Raw genomic sequence first — 15,695 nt, forward strand, 5'->3', positions numbered from 1 at the left:
TTAGCGACGCGTCAGCACCGGTCCGGTCAGCGGGTGCTCCACCGGATGCGGATTCGGCGCGAACCATGTGCCGACCTCGTCGCCGCCGAGCGCGGACTCGACGAGGTCGATGCTCGTCACCAGCACGGCCACACCGGCGGCGGCGGCGAGCCGAGCGGCCGAGACCTTCGTGGCCGCTCCCCCGGTCCCGACACTGTTCACGACGACGGAACCGAACTCATAGCCCGAAAGATCGTCACCATACGGCACCTCGGCGATCGGCCGCGCCCCGGGCTCGTCCGGCGGCCGCGTGTACAGGCAGGCGATGTCGCTGAGCAGGACGAGAGCGTCTGCGCTGATGAGCTGGGCCACCAGGGCGGCGAGACGGTCGTTGTCGCCGAAGCGGATCTCGTGGGTGGCGACGGTGTCGTTCTCGTTGACGATCGGCAGGATGCGCAGGCCGAGAAGACGCTCCATCGCCCGGCGGGCATTGGAGCGATGGGTCGGATTCTCCAGGTCACCCGCCGTCAGCAGCACCTGCCCCGCCACCACGGCGAAGGGACGCAGTGCCTCTTGGTAGCGGTAGACGAGGATGTTCTGGCCCACCGCAGCGGCAGCCTGCTGCGTGGCCAGGTCGGAGGGCCTGGCATCGAGCGCGAGGAAGGGCATCCCGGTCGCGATCGCCCCCGACGAGACCAGGACGACCTCGGTGCCACGACCGTGCGCGGCGGCAAGAGCCTTCACGAGCGGCTGGATGTTCACCGCGTTGTCGCCGCTGATCGACGACGAGCCCACCTTGACGACGAGGCGCCTGGCCGCGGGCAGGTCGGCGCGCGAGCTCACGCTCACTCGTCGCCCTCGCGGATGCGCTCTGCCTCCAGCTCGGCGCGGGCGGCGGCCTTGGCGTCCATCCGCTCGTGGTAGCGCTCACGGCGCTGGTTGGTCGTGCGGCGCCCGTCGAGGTTGAAGCGCGGATCGGTGCCGCGCGGAGCCGTCATGAGCTCCGCGGCCGACGACAACGACGGATGCCAGTCGAACACCACGCTGTCGCCCTCGCCGATGACGACGGTCGCGCCCGGCGTCGCCCCGGCACGGAACAGTTCGTCTTCGACGCCCAGCTTGTCGAGCCGGTCGGCGAGGAAGCCGACGGCCTCTTCGTTCTGGAAGTCCGTCTGCTGCACCCACCGCACCGGCTTCTCGCCGAGAACGCGGTACACCGGGCCGTACGTGCCGCCCTCGACGCGCACCGAGAACTCCTTCTCGGACCCCTTGGGCCGGATGATGATGCGCTCGGGCGCCGGCTCAGCGGCGACCTCGGCACGGTGCTTCTCGACGATCTCGCCGAGCGCGAAGGTGAGCTCTCGCAGACCCGCGCGGCTCACCGTGGAGATCTCGAACACGCGGTAGCCGCGCTCCTCGAGATCGGGGCGCACCAGGTCGGCGAGATCACGCGCCTCGGGCACGTCGACCTTGTTCAGCGCGACGACCTGCGGGCGCTCCAGGAGCGGAACCTGGCCCTCGGGGACCTCGTAGGCGGCGAGCTCGGCGAGGATGACGTCGAGATCCGACAACGGGTCGCGGCCGGGCTCCAGGGTGGCGCAGTCGAGTACGTGGACCAGCGCGGTGCACCGCTCGACGTGACGCAGGAACTCGAGCCCGAGTCCACGACCGTCACTCGCGCCCTCGATGAGTCCGGGCACGTCGGCGACGGTGAAGCGGACGTCCCCGGCCTGCACGACACCGAGGTTCGGATGCAGCGTGGTGAACGGGTAGTCGGCGATCTTCGGTCGAGCTGCGGACACCGCGGCGATGAGGCTGGACTTGCCCGCCGAGGGGTAGCCCACCAGGGCGACGTCGGCGACGGTCTTCAGCTCGAGACGGACGTCCCCCTCCCATCCGGGGGTGCCCAGCAGAGCGAAGCCGGGGGCTTTGCGCTTGGTGGTCGCCAGCGCCGCGTTCCCCAGTCCGCCGCGTCCACCGGGCGCGACGACGAAACGGATGCCGGGCTCGACCATGTCGGCCAGGACGGTGCCGTCCTCGTCCTTCACGACGGTGCCGACCGGCACAGGCAGCTCGATGGGCTCGCCCATCGCGCCGGAACGGTTGTCACCCATCCCGAATCCGCCGTTCTCGGCCGTGCGGTGCGGCGAGTGGTGATACGACAGGAGCGTGGTCACCTGCGGGTCGGCGACGAGGACGATGTCTCCGCCGTTGCCGCCGTTGCCGCCGTCGGGGCCGGCGAGCGGCTTGAACTTCTCACGGCGCACCGACACGCAGCCGTTGCCGCCCTTGCCCGCGCGCAGGTGAAGCGTCACTCGATCGACGAACGTGACCATGGGTGCGCCCTCCTGGATATGAAGCGAGGGGCGGGCCGAAGCCCGCCCCTCGCCGACGTCTGCGTGTGACGGCGGATTACTCCGCGGCGCCCACGATGTTGACGACCTTGCGGCCGCCCTTGGTGCCGAACTGCACGGCGCCGGCCGACAGTGCGAACAGCGTGTCGTCGCCACCGCGGCCGACATTGGCGCCCGGGTGGAAGTGCGTGCCGCGCTGACGGACGATGATCTCGCCCGCGTTGACGACCTGGCCGCCGAAGCGCTTCACGCCGAGGCGCTGTGCGTTCGAGTCACGACCGTTACGAGTCGAGCTCGCGCCCTTTTTGTGTGCCATTTCTTCGCCTCTTCCTGGACTTACTTGATGCCGGTGACCTTGACGCGCGTGAGGTCCTGACGGTGACCCTGGCGCTTCTTGTAACCGGTCTTGTTCTTGAACTTCTGGATCACGATCTTCGGGCCGCGCTCCTCACCGAGGACCTCGGCGGTGACCGTCACCTTGGCGAGCTTCGCCGCGTCGGTCGTGACCGCGTCGCCGTCGACGAGCAGGACGGCCGGCAGCTCGAGGGTCTCGCCGATCTTCGCCTGCTGGCGGTCGAGAACGACGATCGTGCCGACCTCGACCTTTTCCTGCCGGCCGCCGGCGCGCACAACTGCGTAAACCACTTCACACCTGTTTCGTCTTGGGAGCGCTCGGCTCCGATTGTCTGGAGGGACTCCGCCAGGGGCGGAGAAGTCCGGTGATGCATCGACTCGCACATCGTCAAGCCGGGTGCCCAGCGATAGGGCGACGCACCAAAGGAAGAGTTTACCCGATCGAGGGCCGAGGTGGCAAAAGGAGCCGGAGCGCGTGTCGCGCATGCCCGCGCGTCTTCTGCCGCACCCTACGATCATCGGATGGCGATCCTCATCGACGACCCTCGCTGGCCCGCTCACGGACGCCTGTGGTCGCACCTGATCAGTGACAGCGACCTCGATGAGCTCCACGCCTTCGCCGCGGCCAACGGCATCCCCCGACGGGGTTTCGATGTCGATCATTACGACGTCCCCGACGACGCGCACGAGCGCCTCGTGTCCGCGGGGGCGCGCGCCGTCGACGGCCACACTCTCGTTCGCGCGTTGATCGCCTCAGGACTGCGTGTCACCGCCCGCGAACGTCGCGGACGGTGACACGGGGCTCATTCGCCGTCGGGAACGTGGACGACCGGCGTGCCGGTGAGCGCCGCGGTCGTCACGCGGCGACGTCCGCGACCCTGCCCCGGCGCCTTCGGCTCGGGTAGCGCGTCCAGGACGGAGTCGAGCAGCAGCTCCTTCTCCGACTTCGGCTTCGCCTCGTGGCGCGGCTTCTTGCGCTTGGCGCGAGGACGCTCCTCGACCTGCTCGACGACCTCGACCGTTGCGACCGACACCTCGACGTCGGACACGATCGCCTCCTCGGAACCCGGGTGGATCGTGGATGCGGCGATCTGAGCCAGAGCTGACTTCACGCCTGCGGTGATGACATGCGCCTGGCCAGCCGGAGCCTGGGGCTGGGTGTTCTGCCGCGAGCGGCGCCCGTTGCCGTTGGTGCCGCCACCGTTTCCGTTGCCGTTGCCGTTGGCGTTGCCGTTGCCCGCGCCTCCGCGGTGCTTGACGACAGGGTCGTGGTGGACGATGACGCCCCGCCCGGCGCACACCTCGCAGGCCTCACTAAAGGTCTCGAGAAGGCCGAGACCCAGCTTCTTACGGGTCATCTGCACGAGCCCCAGGGAGGTCACCTCGGCGACCTGGTGCTTCGTGCGGTCGCGACTCAGGCACTCGATCAGACGGCGCAGCACGAGGTCGCGGTTGGACTCCAGGACCATGTCGATGAAGTCGACGACGATGATGCCGCCGATGTCGCGCAGGCGCAGCTGGCGGACGATCTCCTCCGCGGCCTCGAGGTTGTTCTTGGTGACGGTCTCCTCGAGGTTTCCACCGGAGCCGACGAACTTCCCGGTGTTGACGTCGACGACCGTCATGGCCTCGGTGCGGTCGATCACGAGCGAGCCGCCCGAGGGCAGCCAGACCTTGCGGTCGAGTGCCTTCTCGATCTGTTCTGTGACACGGAAGTCGTCGAACGGGTCTCCCCCGCCCTCGTACCGCTCGACGCGCTCCAAGAGGTCGGGGGCGACGGCCTCGAGGTAGCCCTCGATGGTGTGCTGCGCCTCCTCACCCTGGATGAGCATCTTCGTGAAGTCCTCGTTGAACACGTCGCGCACGATCTTCACGAGAAGGTCGGGCTCGGAGTGCAGCAGCGCAGGCGCCTGAACGGACTCGTTCTGACGGCTGATGTGCTCCCACTGCGCGGTGAGGCGCTGCACGTCGCGGGTCAGCTGCTCCTCGGTCGCACCTTCGGCCGCGGTGCGGACGATCACGCCGGCGGACTCCGGCAGCACTTCCTTGAGGATGCGCTTGAGGCGCGCGCGCTCGGTGTCGGGCAGTTTGCGGGAGATGCCGTTCATCGCGCCCCCGGGTACGTACACGAGGTACCGGCCGGGAAGCGAGATCTGGCTGGTGAGTCGAGCACCCTTGTGCCCGACGGGATCCTTCGTGACCTGCACGAGCACCTTGTCGCCGCTCTTGAGCGCCAGTTCGATGCGTCGCGGCTGGTTGCCGGTCTCGACCGCATCCCAGTCGACCTCGCCCGAGTAGAGGACGGCGTTGCGCCCGCGACCGATGTCGACGAAGGCGGCCTCCATGCTCGGGAGGACGTTCTGCACACGACCGAGGTAGACGTTGCCGATGAGCGACGCGTCCTGGTTGCGTGCCACGTAGTGCTCCACGAGGACGTTGTCCTCGAGCACGGCGATCTGGATGCGGCCGTTCTTCGAACGGACGACCATCACACGATCGACCGCTTCACGGCGTGCGAGGAACTCCGCCTCCGTGACCACGGGGCGGCGGCGTCCGGCATCGCGGCCGTCCCGGCGGCGCTGCTTCTTGGCCTCGAGGCGGGTCGAGCCCTTGATGCGCTGCGGCTCGGTGATGACCTCGACGGCCCGCTGACGCGGCGCGCGGGCGGGTTCTCCGCTGTCGGCTCCGTCGCGCTCGGAGCCCCGTCGGCGGCCGCGACGACGGCTCGATGACGAGGGCGCGTCCTCGTCCTCCGGCTCGGGCAGGGCGGGCAGCGCCACGACCTCGGGAGCGTAGAAGTGCAGCTGGGTGGAGACCGCCGACACGAAGACCTCGGGAAGCAGCCCCAGCGAGACGGCCGTGACCGGACCGGGCTTCTCCGCGGGCTCCTCGGGCTCCTGCTCGACGACCGCGGCCGGTTCCTCGGGAGCAGCGACCGGCTTCTCGACGGCGGGGGCGGACTCGTCGGATGCGGATTCCGCCGCAACCGCGGCGGGATCGTCCGGCGTGGAGTCAGCGGATGCATCGTCAGCGGACGGGGCGGCGGCGGCGGAGGTCTCAGGTGCTTCAGCGGGCTGCTCGACCGCCGCATCCGCATCGGCGTCGCTCACCGGCGCAGCCTCTTCGGGTGCGTCGGCTGCGTCCGCAGTCTGCAAGACGTCGCCGGGCGACTCTTCCACCGCAGCGGGAGCGGCCTCGTCCACGGGGAACGTCAGCTGTTCGTCGCTCCGCTCATTGCGATCATCGGACTGGTTTGCGTCATCGGCCTTCACCGGCGTACTCCTCACCGGGGCGACACCGCGCGTCGCCCGGCAAAATCTCGTGCGGCGCCGCACCAGCGGTGCCGTCGGCTCATTCGGTCTGCAGCCGGCACACGGCACGGGCTGCGCGGGCGATCATTGCCCGAAGTCTGCGTCGATGTCCCGCACAGCGCGGCTGCGCAGGACATCGTCAGCCATTATCGCACTTCCGGCGCCGATCCGCGTCAGGCGCGGTACCCGGCCCGTCGTCACCCTCAGCGGGTGCATGAGAACGCGGTGCCATAATCCGAACATGTCCGACACCCAGGCACCCGCACGCCCGATCGCTCTGGCCGTCTGGCTCATCATCGCCGGAGTAGTCGGCTGGATCGCCGCGTTCTCGCTCACGATCGAGCGCTTCCACCTCCTCGCCGACCCGAATGCCACCGCATCCTGCGATTTCAGCGTCCTCGTCCAATGCACGGCCAACCTGCAGTCCTGGCAGGGCAGCGTGTTCGGATTCCCCAATCCGATCCTCGGCCTGAGCGGATGGGTCGCGCCCGTGGTGGTCGGCGCCGCTCTCCTCGCGGGCGCCCGCTTCAACCGCTGGTTCTGGCTGGCGTTCTGGGCCGGCATGGCCGTCGCCTTCGCCTTCGTGTGCTGGCTGATCGCGCAGAGCATCTTCTCGCTCGGAACCCTCTGCCCCTGGTGCATGGTCACGTGGTCGGTGACGATCCCCTCGTTCTTCGCCGTGACCCTGCACGTGTTGCGCAACGGTGCCGTGCCCGTCGGCGATCGGGGGCGTCGGATCGCGAGCTCCCTCGCCGCTTGGGTGCCCCTGATGGCGGTCGTCGCGTTCGCGATCATCGCGGTGCTGGCGGAGATGCGGTTGCACGTGCTCGCCACGCTCTTCTGATTCCGGGCGCTGTCCACAGGCGTCTCCGACGAAGTTCTCCGGCTCGCTAAGGTGATGGCGAGTCAGGGGAGGCAGCTCGATGTCGCTGGAAACAGACAGCCTGGCCGCGCTCGAAGCGGCACGCATGCGAGTGATCGCGCAGACCGAACGGGCGCGCACCGCCGCCCATGACGCGGCCCGCATGGCCGACGACGTGCGTGACGCGCGGGCGAGCATCAGCTCGGTCGGCCGCGAGGTGACCGTCACCGCGCGCGCGGGTGGGGCGATCGAACAGGTCGACATCGCGAGCGAAGCGTTCGATCTGGATGCCAGGACGCTGTCGCGCCTGGTGACCGACACCGTGCGCGAGGCGCAGCGCGCCGCGGCGGAGGTCGCGGTGAACCGCATGGCCGAGTCGCTCGGCGCAGACTCCCCCGTCGTCGCGCAGACGCGCGAACAGGTGCGGGCGCAGTTCGGCGCCGGCACGGAACTGCGGTGAGACGATGCTGGAACAGCTGACCGTCACCCCGATCCGCCTCGCTGACGCCGCCACCAACATCCGCGACGCCGCGCAGGCCATCGACGACATCCTGGAGCGGCTCGATGACGAGGCGAAGACGCTTCGCGCCGAATGGTCCGGTGAGGCGCAGATCGCCTTCGACGCGTCGCGCCTGCGTTTCTCGGACGCGCTCGAGAGCCGCACGGAAGCCGTGCGCAAGATCTGCGCCGCGCTGTCTGCACTCGCGGACGGATATTCACAGATCGACCTCGAGAGCGCGCGCGCCCTGGGAGCAGCATCATGACCGGGGCAGCGAACCAGCGGATCGTTCTCGACGGCGACATCCTCACATCCCAGGTGAGCACCCTGCGCGAGGCGTCGAGCACATTCTCGTCGGTGGCCGGCAAGGTCGACTCCCCGCTGTCGGGTGATGCATTCGGTCTGCTGAGCCAGGGGATCCTCGTGCCCGCAGTCCAGGCGCTCGCCGGTCGCTCGCGTGAGCTGGTGACCGCCGCACGCGAACTGACCGAGAAGATGGCCGACGGCACCGCCACCGCTCTGAAGGCCTTCTCGTCGCTCGAGGAGGATGCGGTCGACGCATTCAACAAGGGAGACGATTCATGAGCGGCGCAGCAGCCGTCGCGGGCGAGATCCGCAGCGGGAGCTGGGCGGGCGGACTTCCCGCATCCGGGCCGGGCGGCGACGCTTGCGCACAGATTCCGGGTTTCGCGGGGCTGCTGCTGCAGTACGTCCAGCCGCTGCGAGAGCTGTTCGACCAGCTCCTGGGCAACTCGGCTGAGGTGGCAGGGTTCGCGGCCAACTGGGAGGACTCCGCCAACGAGCTCGCACAGCTCGCCCCGCAGTTCACCAGCGCTCGCAACGCGCTCGCCGAACTGGACGGACGTACCGTGCGTGCCCTGCGCGAGCGGTACGAGGATCTGTCGGTGATCGCGACGGATGCAGCGGAGTGGACATCGGCGACCGCCGGCGCCCTCCGGCTCGCGGCGCGCATCGTCGATGCGACGCGGTCGTTCGTGTGCGACCTGCTGGTGCGTCTGTCGCGCTTCGCCGACGAGCTGTTCTCCTTCACGCTCAACCCGTTCGAGGTGGCCGACCGGATCAAGAACTTCGCCGAGGCCGCATACGAGCTCGTCCAGGCCGGGGGGCGCCTGGTCTCAGATCTGCTCGAAGCACTCTTCGCGCTCGCATCCCTCATCCAGCGCCTCATGCCCCTCGTGGCCGAGGCCCTCGCCGAGCTGAAAGAGATCATCGCGCAGATGCTACCCGCCATCGGCGGCACCATCGGGTCCGTCCTGGGGACGGCCTTCGGCCCGCTGGGCCCCCTCGGGGGCGGTCTCGTGGGTTCCATCCTGGGAGGCGCCGGCGAGAACTTCCTCCAGAAGGACGCCGACGTCGAAGAGCTGGACCCGGCGAACATGACCGAGGAGCAGCGCAAGGCGTGGGAGGAAGCCCAGGACGTCAGGACGCTGGACTCGCTCTCTGATCTCGTGTCGGTCAACGGAACCACCGACCGCATGGGCGGCGAGGACGCATCCGTCATCGACATCAAGCGTGTCGTCGGCCCTGACGGCAAGGAGCACTGGGTCGTCTCACTGCCCTCCACGCAGGACTGGCAGCTGATGGGAGATACGGGCGCGCTCAACGATCGCGACTCGAATGTCGCACTGATGATGGACAATCCTGCGTTCAAGACCGTCTACGAGCGGGCGGTGCTGGAAGCGATGAACGACGCGGGCATCTCCCCCGGAGACGACGTCGTGCTCACCGGATTCAGCCAGGGCGGGATCATGGCGGCCAACCTCGCCTCGGACCCGACCTTCCCGTACAACACGGTCGGGGTCGTGACCAACGGTTCCCCGATCGACACGTTCGACATTCCGCCGAACATCCCGGTCTACGCGTTCCAGCACGCCAATGACGCGGTGCCGATGCTCGACGGCAACGTGTCCGGGGCGACGGGCACGAATGTGAACCGCGTGATCCTGCCCCCGATGAGCAACCCGATCGAGGCGCACAACAACGAGAACTACGCCAACTCCGTGGCCGCGTGGGAGGCTCAGTACCGGGAGATCTACGGCACGGCGCCTCCGGGACTGGACCTGCTCACGGGAGAGGTGGTCGAGCACAGCATGTTCACCGCGTCCGAGGGTCGATGACCCTGTTCACCATCGTCGGCCGATCGGACGGCATTGAGAGGGGGGCGCCATGCGCTCGAGGTTCCTTCGCCGCGTGACGGCGGCCATGGCCGCCGTCGTCGCTGTTCCCGCTGCTCTCGCTGGGTGCTTCGCGGCACCGCCGCTCGATTCGTCGTACGAGGAGAAGATTTCGGCGGCGTTGGAGTCCGCAGACCTCGGGCTCTCCGACGTGTGGGCGAGTCGGAGCACCGACGGCTTCGCCGTCGTGCTCAATGTCGGCGGGACGTCCGCGCGCGACGACGTGTCGCCCGACGACCTGCGGGCGATGCTCCAGATCATCCGAGCCAACAACACGCTCGGCGGAGACAAGCTCGACTTCTCCTTGCGCAACGCGGACGACAGTGCGTTCGTGGACCTCGACGGCCCCGCGCAGTCCCTCGGAGCACCGGCACGTGTGAGCGCGAGCGACGGCCCCTTGGGGATCGTGCTGGACTGGGACAAGGTGAACAGCATCATCGGCTGAGCACTTCCACGACGAAGCCCGCCCCTCGAGCGAAGGGCGGGCTTCGTCGTGAGCGGGAAGGTCAGCCGAACCAGATGCCGAGCTCGCGCGCAGCGGACTCGGGGCTGTCGCTACCGTGCACCAGGTTCTGCTGAACCTTGAGACCCCAATCGCGGCCGAAGTCGCCGCGGATCGTGCCGGGAGCGGCGGTGGTCGGGTCGGTGGTGCCGGCGAGGGAACGGAAGCCCTCGATGACGCGGTCCCCGGCGAGGCGGATCGCGACCGACGGCCCCGACATCATGAACTCGACGAGGGGCTCGTAGAACGGCTTGCCCTCATGTTCGGCGTAGTGCTGCTCGAGACGCTCCCGGTCGGGCTCGACCAGGCGCAGGTCGACGAGCGCGTAGCCCTTCGCCTCGATACGGGCGAGGATGGCGCCGGTGAGGCCGCGGGCCACACCGTCCGGCTTGACGAGGACGAGGGTTTCTTCGATGGCCATGGTGGGTCAATCTCCGTTCGCAGTCGCGGATGCGGCGGCCAGACGCGCGTTGCGGCGGTCCAGCGAGGCTCCCTTGATCGTCGCATACGCCCACATGCCACCGAAAATGAACGCGACGAGCAGGATGGCGGGTTCGAGGAACGCCGACGCGGCGAGGAGCACCTGCAGCGCCCATCCGAGAGCGATCCCCCATCGCCAGCGCACGACGCCGCTCGCGGCGATCATCACGACGGCGAAGACGGACCCCACGACGATCGCCCACCACGGCTCGACACCGTCGGGCGTGGACTTCAGCCCGTAGATCACGAGCCACGCGAGAAAGACGACGATCGTCTCGAAACCGAGCACGACCTGCGCGAGCGACTCCTGCGCGCCGCGCTGACGCCGCACCCGCGGCGGTCGCTTGCCGCTCATGCCGACCACCCGTCCTTCCACGTCTCAGCCTCTGCGAGGGCGAGCGCCTCTCCGGCCAGCACGACGGAGCCGGCGATGACCACGGCGCGTCGATCGGATGCGGCCGCCCACTCCCGGGCGGCCTCGGCCGCGTCCGCGAGGTCGGTGTGGACGGTCACGCGCAGGCCTCGTGCCTCGACGAGGTCCGCGATCGTGTCGGCGTCGTTCGCCCGCTCGGAGTCGGGAGCGGTGGCGAACACGTGGGCGGCGACGGGGGCGAGCATCGCGACGATCCCCTCCGCATCCTTGTCGCCGAGGACGCCGAGCACGACCCCCCACTCGTCGAAGTCGAAGGATCCGCGCAGCGCCTCGACGAGAGCCGCGGCGCCGTGCGGGTTGTGCGCCGCGTCGACGACGACCGTGGGATGCGCACCGACCAGTTGAAGGCGTCCGGGCGAGGACGCCTGGCCGAGGCCGTCCGTCACCACGTCAGGGGCGAGTGCCTGGGAGCCCGCGCCGATGAGGGATTCGACGGCGGCGATCGCCAGGGCGGCGTTGCGACCCTGATGCTCTCCATAGAGCGGCAGATACAGCTCTGCGTACTCGCCGGCGAGCCCCTGCACATCGAGAAGCTGTCCCCCGACGGCGAGGCGATAGGAGCGCAGCGCGAAGTCGGTGCCTTCGACCGCGATCGTCGCTCCCCGAGCGGCGGCGGCCTCGCGCAGCACGCGATCGACCTCCGGCTCTTGGGCGGCGGAGACGACCGCAGCGTCCTGCTTGATGATCCCGGCCTTCACGCGGGCGATCTTCTCGATCGTGTCGCCGAGACGGTCGGCGTGATCCATGCCGACGGGAGCGATGACCGCGACGTCGCCGTCGGCGGTGTTCGTCGAGTCCCACTCGCCGCCCATACCGACCTCGATCACGGCCACGTCGACGGGGGCGTCGGAGAAGGCCACGAACGCGAGGACCGTCAGCACCTCGAAGAAGGTGAGTCGGGCGCCGCCCTCGGCGAGCAGTTCCGCGTCCACCAGCTCGATGAACGGGAGGATCTCCTCCCACGCCTCCACGACCGCGGCATCCGCGATGGGTTCGCCGTCGACCATGATGCGCTCGGTGAAACGCTCCAGGTGCGGGCTCGTGAACAGCCCCGTGCGCAGCCCCATGGTGCGCAGCAGGCTCTCGATCAGCCGGCTCGTGGAGGTCTTCCCGTTCGTGCCCGTCACATGGACGACGCGATAGGTGCGCTGTGGGTCGTCGAGCAGCTCCAGCACCCGCCGCGTGCGCTCGATGCGCGGCTGCACCCACTGCTCGCCCTGCCGCTCCAGCAGCGCCGCGTAGACGGCGTCCGCGCGATTGCGCTCGTTCTCGGTTCCGCTCATCGTGCGACCTCCACTCGTGCGACGCCCACCGTGAACGCACCCGCGTTCGCGTACGCACCGGCTGCGAACTCCCCGGTGTGCTCGACGTCGTCGCTGTCGACCGCTCGGCGCACGCGCTCGGCGCCGTCGGCGCCGGTCACCAGCACCTGAAGCGCGAGGGTCTCCCCCGCGACGTCCGCCGCATCGAACGCCGACGCCACGGCGTCCGCGTCGGCCGCATCTGCGAAGGTCAGAACGAGCCGGATGCGGTCGCTGACCTCGAAGCCCGCGGCCTTGCGCGTGTCCTGTACGGCCCGGACGATGTCGCGCGCCAGGCCTTCCGCCTCGAGGGCGGGCGTCGTCGCGGTCGCGAGCAGCACGAAGCCACCGCCGCCGAGCACGGCGAGCGCCTCGCCCTCCGGCCGGCCGCTCGTCTCGAAGACGAGGTCGTACTCCGCGGGCTCGAGAGCGATGCCGCCCGCCGTCACGACGCCGTCGCGCTCGGACCAGTCCCCGTCCTTCGCGGCGCGGATGACCTGCTGCACGAGCTTTCCGAGGCGCGGGCCTGCCGCGCGCGCGTTCACCGTGAGGCGGTGCGTGATGCCGTACTCCGCCGCGGTGTGCTCGCCGAGATCGACCAGTTCGATCGCCTTCACGTTGAGCTCGTCGCGCAGGATGTCGTCGAACTGGCCGAGCGCACCGGCGTGCGGCACGACGACGGTCAGCAACGGCAGCGGCAGGCGCACGCGCTTGCCCTCGCGCTTGCGCAGGGCGTTGGCGACCGAGGAGACCTCGCGCACCGCATCCATCGCCTCACGGATGTCGGCGGCGTCGGCGAACGCGGCTGCGTCGGGCCAGTCGGTCAGGTGCACGCTGCGACCTCCCGTGAGCCCCTGCCAGACGCGCTCGGCCACGAGCGGGATGAGCGGCGCCGCCACGCGCGTGAGCGTCTCGAGCACGGTGTAGAGCGTGTCGAAGGCCTCCGTCGAGCGGGCATCGTCGCCGACCCCCACCCAGAACCGGTCGCGTGAGCGACGGATGTACCAGTTCGTCAGCACCTCGGCGAAGTCCCGCAGGCGTGCGGCGGCTGTCGTCGAGTCGAGCACCTCGAGGTCGGCGGCGACATCGCGCACGAGGTCGCCGGTGAGGGCGAGGATGTAGCGATCGAGGACGTCGGTCGAATCCGTGCGCCACGTCGCCTCGTACCCGGAGCCGTCGGGCCCGCCGGCGGCGTTGGCGTAGGTGGAGAAGAAGTACCACGTGTTCCACAGCGGCAGCAGGAACTCGCGGACGCCCGCACGGATGCCTTCCTCGGTCACCACGAGGTTGCCGCCGCGCAGCACCGAACTCGACATCAGGAACCACCGCATGGCGTCGGAGCCGTCGCGGTCGAAGACCTCGCTGACGTCGGGATAGTTGCGCAGCGACTTCGACATCTTCTGCCCGTCGCTGCCGAGGACGATGCCGTGGCAGGAGACACCCGTGAACGCCGGACGGTCGAAGAGCGCGCCCGAGAGCACGTGCATGACGTAGAACCAGCCGCGCGTCTGCCCGATGTACTCGACGATGAAGTCGGCGGGTGCGTGGGTGTCGAACCACTCGCGGTTCTCGAACGGGTAGTGCACCTGGGCGTAGGGCATGGAGCCCGAGTCGAACCACACGTCGAAGACGTCCTCGATCCGCCGCATGGTCGATGCGCCCGTGGGGTCGTCCGGGTTCGGCCGCGTCAGCTCGTCGATATAGGGACGGTGCAGGTCGACGTTGCCCTCGGGGTCGCGGGGTAGGCGGCCGAAGTCGCGCTCGATCTCCTCGAACGAGCCGTACACGTCGATGCGCGGGTAGGCGGGGTCGTCGCTCTTCCACACCGGGATGGGTGAACCCCAGTAGCGGTTGCGGCTGATCGACCAGTCGCGCGCTCCCTCGACCCACTTGCCGAACTGGCCGTGCTTGACGTTCTCGGGTGCCCACGTGATCTGCTCGTTCAGCTCGACCAGGCGCTCCTTGATGTCGGTGACGCGCACGAACCAGCTGGAGACGGCCTTGTAGATCAGAGGGTTACGGCAGCGCCAGCAGTGCGGGTAGGAGTGCTCGTAGCTGGCTTCGCGCAGCAGGCGCCCTTCCTGGCGCAGCAGACGGATGAGGGGGCGATTCGCGTCGAGCCACAGCTCACCCGCGACATCGGCGACCTGCGGCAGGAAGCGACCCCCGTCGTCGAGGCTGACGATGGTCGGCAGGCCCGCCGCATCCGCGAGGCGCTTGTCGTCCTCACCGTAAGCCGGTGCCTGGTGGACGATGCCGGTGCCGTCGGTGGTCGTGACGTAGTCGTCGACGAGGATGCGCCAGGCGTCCTGGGTGCCCCACGTCTCGGCGTCCGCGTAGTAGTCGAACAGGCGGTCGTACGCCACACCCGACAGCTCGGCGCCGACGATCCGGCGCTCCACGGCGTCGCGCGCCGCATCTGCGGAGTCGTACCCGAGATCCTTCGCGTGCGCGCCGACCAGGTCTGCGGCGAGCAGATAGCGGTGCGCGCTGGCCTCGAGGGCGTCGTCGGGCGTTCCGTCGGGCGCCCGGTGGACGTCGGCGGCGCCCGCGGGGCCGGCGGGCAGCACGGCGTACTCGATGGCGGGACCGACCGCGAGCGCGAGGTTGGTGGGAAGCGTCCACGGCGTCGTCGTCCACGCGAGGGCGCGCACCCCGGTGAGCCCCAGGGCTTCGGCCTTCGCACCGACGAGCGGGAACGTGACCGTGACGGAGGGGTCCTGGCGCATCTTGTAGACGTCGTCGTCCATGCGCAGCTCATGGCTCGACAGCGGCGTCTCGTCGCGCCAGCAGTACGGCAGCACCCGGTACCCCTCGTAGGCGAGCCCCTTGTCCCACAGGCTCTTGAACGCCCAGAGGACCGACTCCATGTAGCCGGTGTCGAGCGTCTTGTACCCGCGCTCGAAGTCCACCCACCGTGCCTGGCGGGTGACGTAGTCCTCCCACTCGTGCGTGTACGCCAGCACCGATTCGCGGGCCTTCGCGTTGAAGGTCGCGACTCCCATCCGCTCGATCTCGTCCTTCTCGGTGATGCCGAGCTGCTTCATCGCCTCCAGCTCGGCCGGGAGCCCGTGGGTGTCCCAGCCGAAGACGCGGTCGACCTTCTTGCCCCGCATGGTCTGGAAGCGCGGGAAGAGGTCCTTGGCATAACCGGTGAGCAGGTGGCCGTAGTGCGGAAGCCCGTTGGCGAACGGAGGGCCGTCGTAGAAGACCCACTCGTCGGCGCCCTCGCGCTGGGCGATGGATGCACGGAAGGTGTCGTCCGCGGACCAGAAGTCGAGCACCTCACGCTCGATCTCGGGGAAGCGCGGGCTCGGCGTGACGTCGGCAGCGGGCCCGAAGGCCGAGGAACGGGGGTAGGTCATCGTCATCTCGCAGGGGTCGAAGAACTCTTCCTGCCGGGACGACCGAGGCCGCGGTACCAC

General features: G+C 69.3%; 16 protein-coding genes. 7 read left to right on the forward strand and 9 right to left on the reverse strand.

What is annotated here, in order from left to right; all coding sequences use genetic code 11:
* The 4 genes from proB to rplU form a co-directional block, all read right to left on the reverse strand.
* Positions 1-828 carry a glutamate 5-kinase gene (proB, locus tag LXM64_RS09610; RefSeq protein ID WP_234073030.1) on the reverse strand — a complete coding sequence of 276 codons (828 nt, stop codon included), beginning with the start codon at positions 826-828 and terminating at the stop codon, positions 1-3.
* Positions 825-2,315 (reverse strand): GTPase ObgE, encoded by a 1,491-nt coding sequence (gene obgE, locus LXM64_RS09615; RefSeq protein ID WP_137416801.1) that lies wholly within the window; start codon positions 2,313-2,315, stop codon positions 825-827. Before obgE ends, proB begins: the two co-directional genes overlap by 4 nt.
* 76 nt (positions 2,316-2,391) lie before the next feature.
* A complete protein-coding gene (gene rpmA / locus LXM64_RS09620; protein ID WP_137416800.1) occupies positions 2,392-2,649 on the reverse strand; it encodes a 50S ribosomal protein L27 in 258 nt (85 codons plus the stop codon).
* Positions 2,650-2,669: 20 nt separating this feature from the next.
* A complete protein-coding gene (gene rplU, locus LXM64_RS09625; RefSeq protein ID WP_137416799.1) occupies positions 2,670-2,978 on the reverse strand; it encodes a 50S ribosomal protein L21 in 309 nt (102 codons plus the stop codon).
* A gap of 231 nt (positions 2,979-3,209) precedes the next feature.
* On the opposite strand from rplU, the gene LXM64_RS09630 reads away from it, so the two are divergent.
* Positions 3,210-3,482, forward strand: a complete 273-nt coding sequence (locus LXM64_RS09630) for a DUF4031 domain-containing protein (protein ID WP_234073031.1) — start codon at positions 3,210-3,212, stop codon at positions 3,480-3,482.
* Between the two features lie 8 nt (positions 3,483-3,490).
* Here LXM64_RS09630 and LXM64_RS09635 read toward each other — a convergent pair whose 3' ends face one another.
* On the reverse strand, positions 3,491-5,842 hold the full coding sequence (locus tag LXM64_RS09635; RefSeq protein ID WP_419144867.1) for an Rne/Rng family ribonuclease: 2,352 nt from the start codon (positions 5,840-5,842) through the stop codon (positions 3,491-3,493).
* A gap of 397 nt (positions 5,843-6,239) precedes the next feature.
* Between LXM64_RS09635 and LXM64_RS09640 the strand changes: the two genes are divergently transcribed.
* From LXM64_RS09640 to LXM64_RS09665, 6 genes are all read left to right on the forward strand, one after another.
* Complete coding sequence (locus LXM64_RS09640) at positions 6,240-6,842, forward strand: vitamin K epoxide reductase family protein (RefSeq protein WP_234073032.1); 603 nt, start codon at positions 6,240-6,242, stop codon at positions 6,840-6,842.
* A 79-nt stretch (positions 6,843-6,921) separates the two neighbouring features.
* Positions 6,922-7,320: a YbaB/EbfC family nucleoid-associated protein gene (locus LXM64_RS09645; protein ID WP_234073033.1), complete on the forward strand. Its 399-nt coding sequence runs from the start codon at positions 6,922-6,924 to the stop codon at positions 7,318-7,320.
* Between the two features lie 4 nt (positions 7,321-7,324).
* On the forward strand, positions 7,325-7,624 hold the full coding sequence (locus LXM64_RS09650; protein ID WP_137416795.1) for a WXG100 family type VII secretion target: 300 nt from the start codon (positions 7,325-7,327) through the stop codon (positions 7,622-7,624).
* Positions 7,621-7,944, forward strand: a complete 324-nt coding sequence (locus tag LXM64_RS09655; RefSeq protein ID WP_234073034.1) for a hypothetical protein — start codon at positions 7,621-7,623, stop codon at positions 7,942-7,944. The genes LXM64_RS09650 and LXM64_RS09655 overlap by 4 nt, the downstream gene beginning before the upstream one ends.
* The gene (locus LXM64_RS09660) at positions 7,941-9,497 is read left to right on the forward strand and encodes a hypothetical protein (RefSeq protein WP_234073035.1); all 1,557 of its coding nucleotides are present in this window, start codon (positions 7,941-7,943) and stop codon (positions 9,495-9,497) included. The genes LXM64_RS09655 and LXM64_RS09660 overlap by 4 nt, the downstream gene beginning before the upstream one ends.
* A gap of 49 nt (positions 9,498-9,546) precedes the next feature.
* Entirely contained in the window at positions 9,547-9,999 is a 453-nt protein-coding gene (locus tag LXM64_RS09665) for a hypothetical protein (RefSeq protein WP_234073036.1), read from the forward strand.
* A gap of 61 nt (positions 10,000-10,060) precedes the next feature.
* On the opposite strand, the gene ndk is transcribed toward LXM64_RS09665, so the two are convergent.
* Genes ndk through ileS form a run of 4 tightly spaced genes read right to left on the reverse strand, consistent with a single transcriptional unit; the run spans position 10,061 to position 15,635 of the window.
* On the reverse strand, positions 10,061-10,477 hold the full coding sequence (gene ndk, locus LXM64_RS09670; protein WP_137416791.1) for a nucleoside-diphosphate kinase: 417 nt from the start codon (positions 10,475-10,477) through the stop codon (positions 10,061-10,063).
* Between the two features lie 6 nt (positions 10,478-10,483).
* Positions 10,484-10,891, reverse strand: coding sequence for a DUF4233 domain-containing protein (locus LXM64_RS09675; protein ID WP_234073037.1), 408 nt, complete (start codon positions 10,889-10,891; stop codon positions 10,484-10,486).
* Entirely contained in the window at positions 10,888-12,252 is a 1,365-nt protein-coding gene (locus tag LXM64_RS09680) for a bifunctional folylpolyglutamate synthase/dihydrofolate synthase (RefSeq protein ID WP_234073038.1), read from the reverse strand. The genes LXM64_RS09675 and LXM64_RS09680 overlap by 4 nt, the downstream gene beginning before the upstream one ends.
* Positions 12,249-15,635, reverse strand: coding sequence for an isoleucine--tRNA ligase (gene ileS / locus LXM64_RS09685; RefSeq protein WP_234073039.1), 3,387 nt, complete (start codon positions 15,633-15,635; stop codon positions 12,249-12,251). Before ileS ends, LXM64_RS09680 begins: the two co-directional genes overlap by 4 nt.
* Between the last annotated feature and the right edge of the window lie 60 nt (positions 15,636-15,695).

It is taken from the genome of Microbacterium binotii, from assembly GCF_021398715.1.
GTDB lineage: Bacteria > Actinomycetota > Actinomycetes > Actinomycetales > Microbacteriaceae > Microbacterium > Microbacterium binotii_A.

Bases quoted from the DNA above. Each gene is read 5' to 3' on its own strand.
- obgE (WP_137416801.1), bottom strand. From the start codon at position 2,315: ATGGTCACGTTCGTCGATCGAGTGACGCTTCACCTGCGCGCGGGCAAG.
- rpmA (WP_137416800.1), bottom strand. From the start codon at position 2,649: ATGGCACACAAAAAGGGCGCGAGCTCGACTCGTAACGGTCGTGACTCG.
- LXM64_RS09630 (WP_234073031.1), top strand. From the start codon at position 3,210: ATGGCGATCCTCATCGACGACCCTCGCTGGCCCGCTCACGGACGCCTG.
- LXM64_RS09640 (WP_234073032.1), top strand. From the start codon at position 6,240: ATGTCCGACACCCAGGCACCCGCACGCCCGATCGCTCTGGCCGTCTGG.
- LXM64_RS09645 (WP_234073033.1), top strand. From the start codon at position 6,922: ATGTCGCTGGAAACAGACAGCCTGGCCGCGCTCGAAGCGGCACGCATG.
- LXM64_RS09650 (WP_137416795.1), top strand. From the start codon at position 7,325: ATGCTGGAACAGCTGACCGTCACCCCGATCCGCCTCGCTGACGCCGCC.
- LXM64_RS09655 (WP_234073034.1), top strand. From the start codon at position 7,621: ATGACCGGGGCAGCGAACCAGCGGATCGTTCTCGACGGCGACATCCTC.
- LXM64_RS09660 (WP_234073035.1), top strand. From the start codon at position 7,941: ATGAGCGGCGCAGCAGCCGTCGCGGGCGAGATCCGCAGCGGGAGCTGG.
- LXM64_RS09665 (WP_234073036.1), top strand. From the start codon at position 9,547: ATGCGCTCGAGGTTCCTTCGCCGCGTGACGGCGGCCATGGCCGCCGTC.
- ndk (WP_137416791.1), bottom strand. From the start codon at position 10,477: ATGGCCATCGAAGAAACCCTCGTCCTCGTCAAGCCGGACGGTGTGGCC.
- LXM64_RS09675 (WP_234073037.1), bottom strand. From the start codon at position 10,891: ATGAGCGGCAAGCGACCGCCGCGGGTGCGGCGTCAGCGCGGCGCGCAG.
- LXM64_RS09680 (WP_234073038.1), bottom strand. From the start codon at position 12,252: ATGAGCGGAACCGAGAACGAGCGCAATCGCGCGGACGCCGTCTACGCG.
- ileS (WP_234073039.1), bottom strand. From the start codon at position 15,635: ATGACCTACCCCCGTTCCTCGGCCTTCGGGCCCGCTGCCGACGTCACG.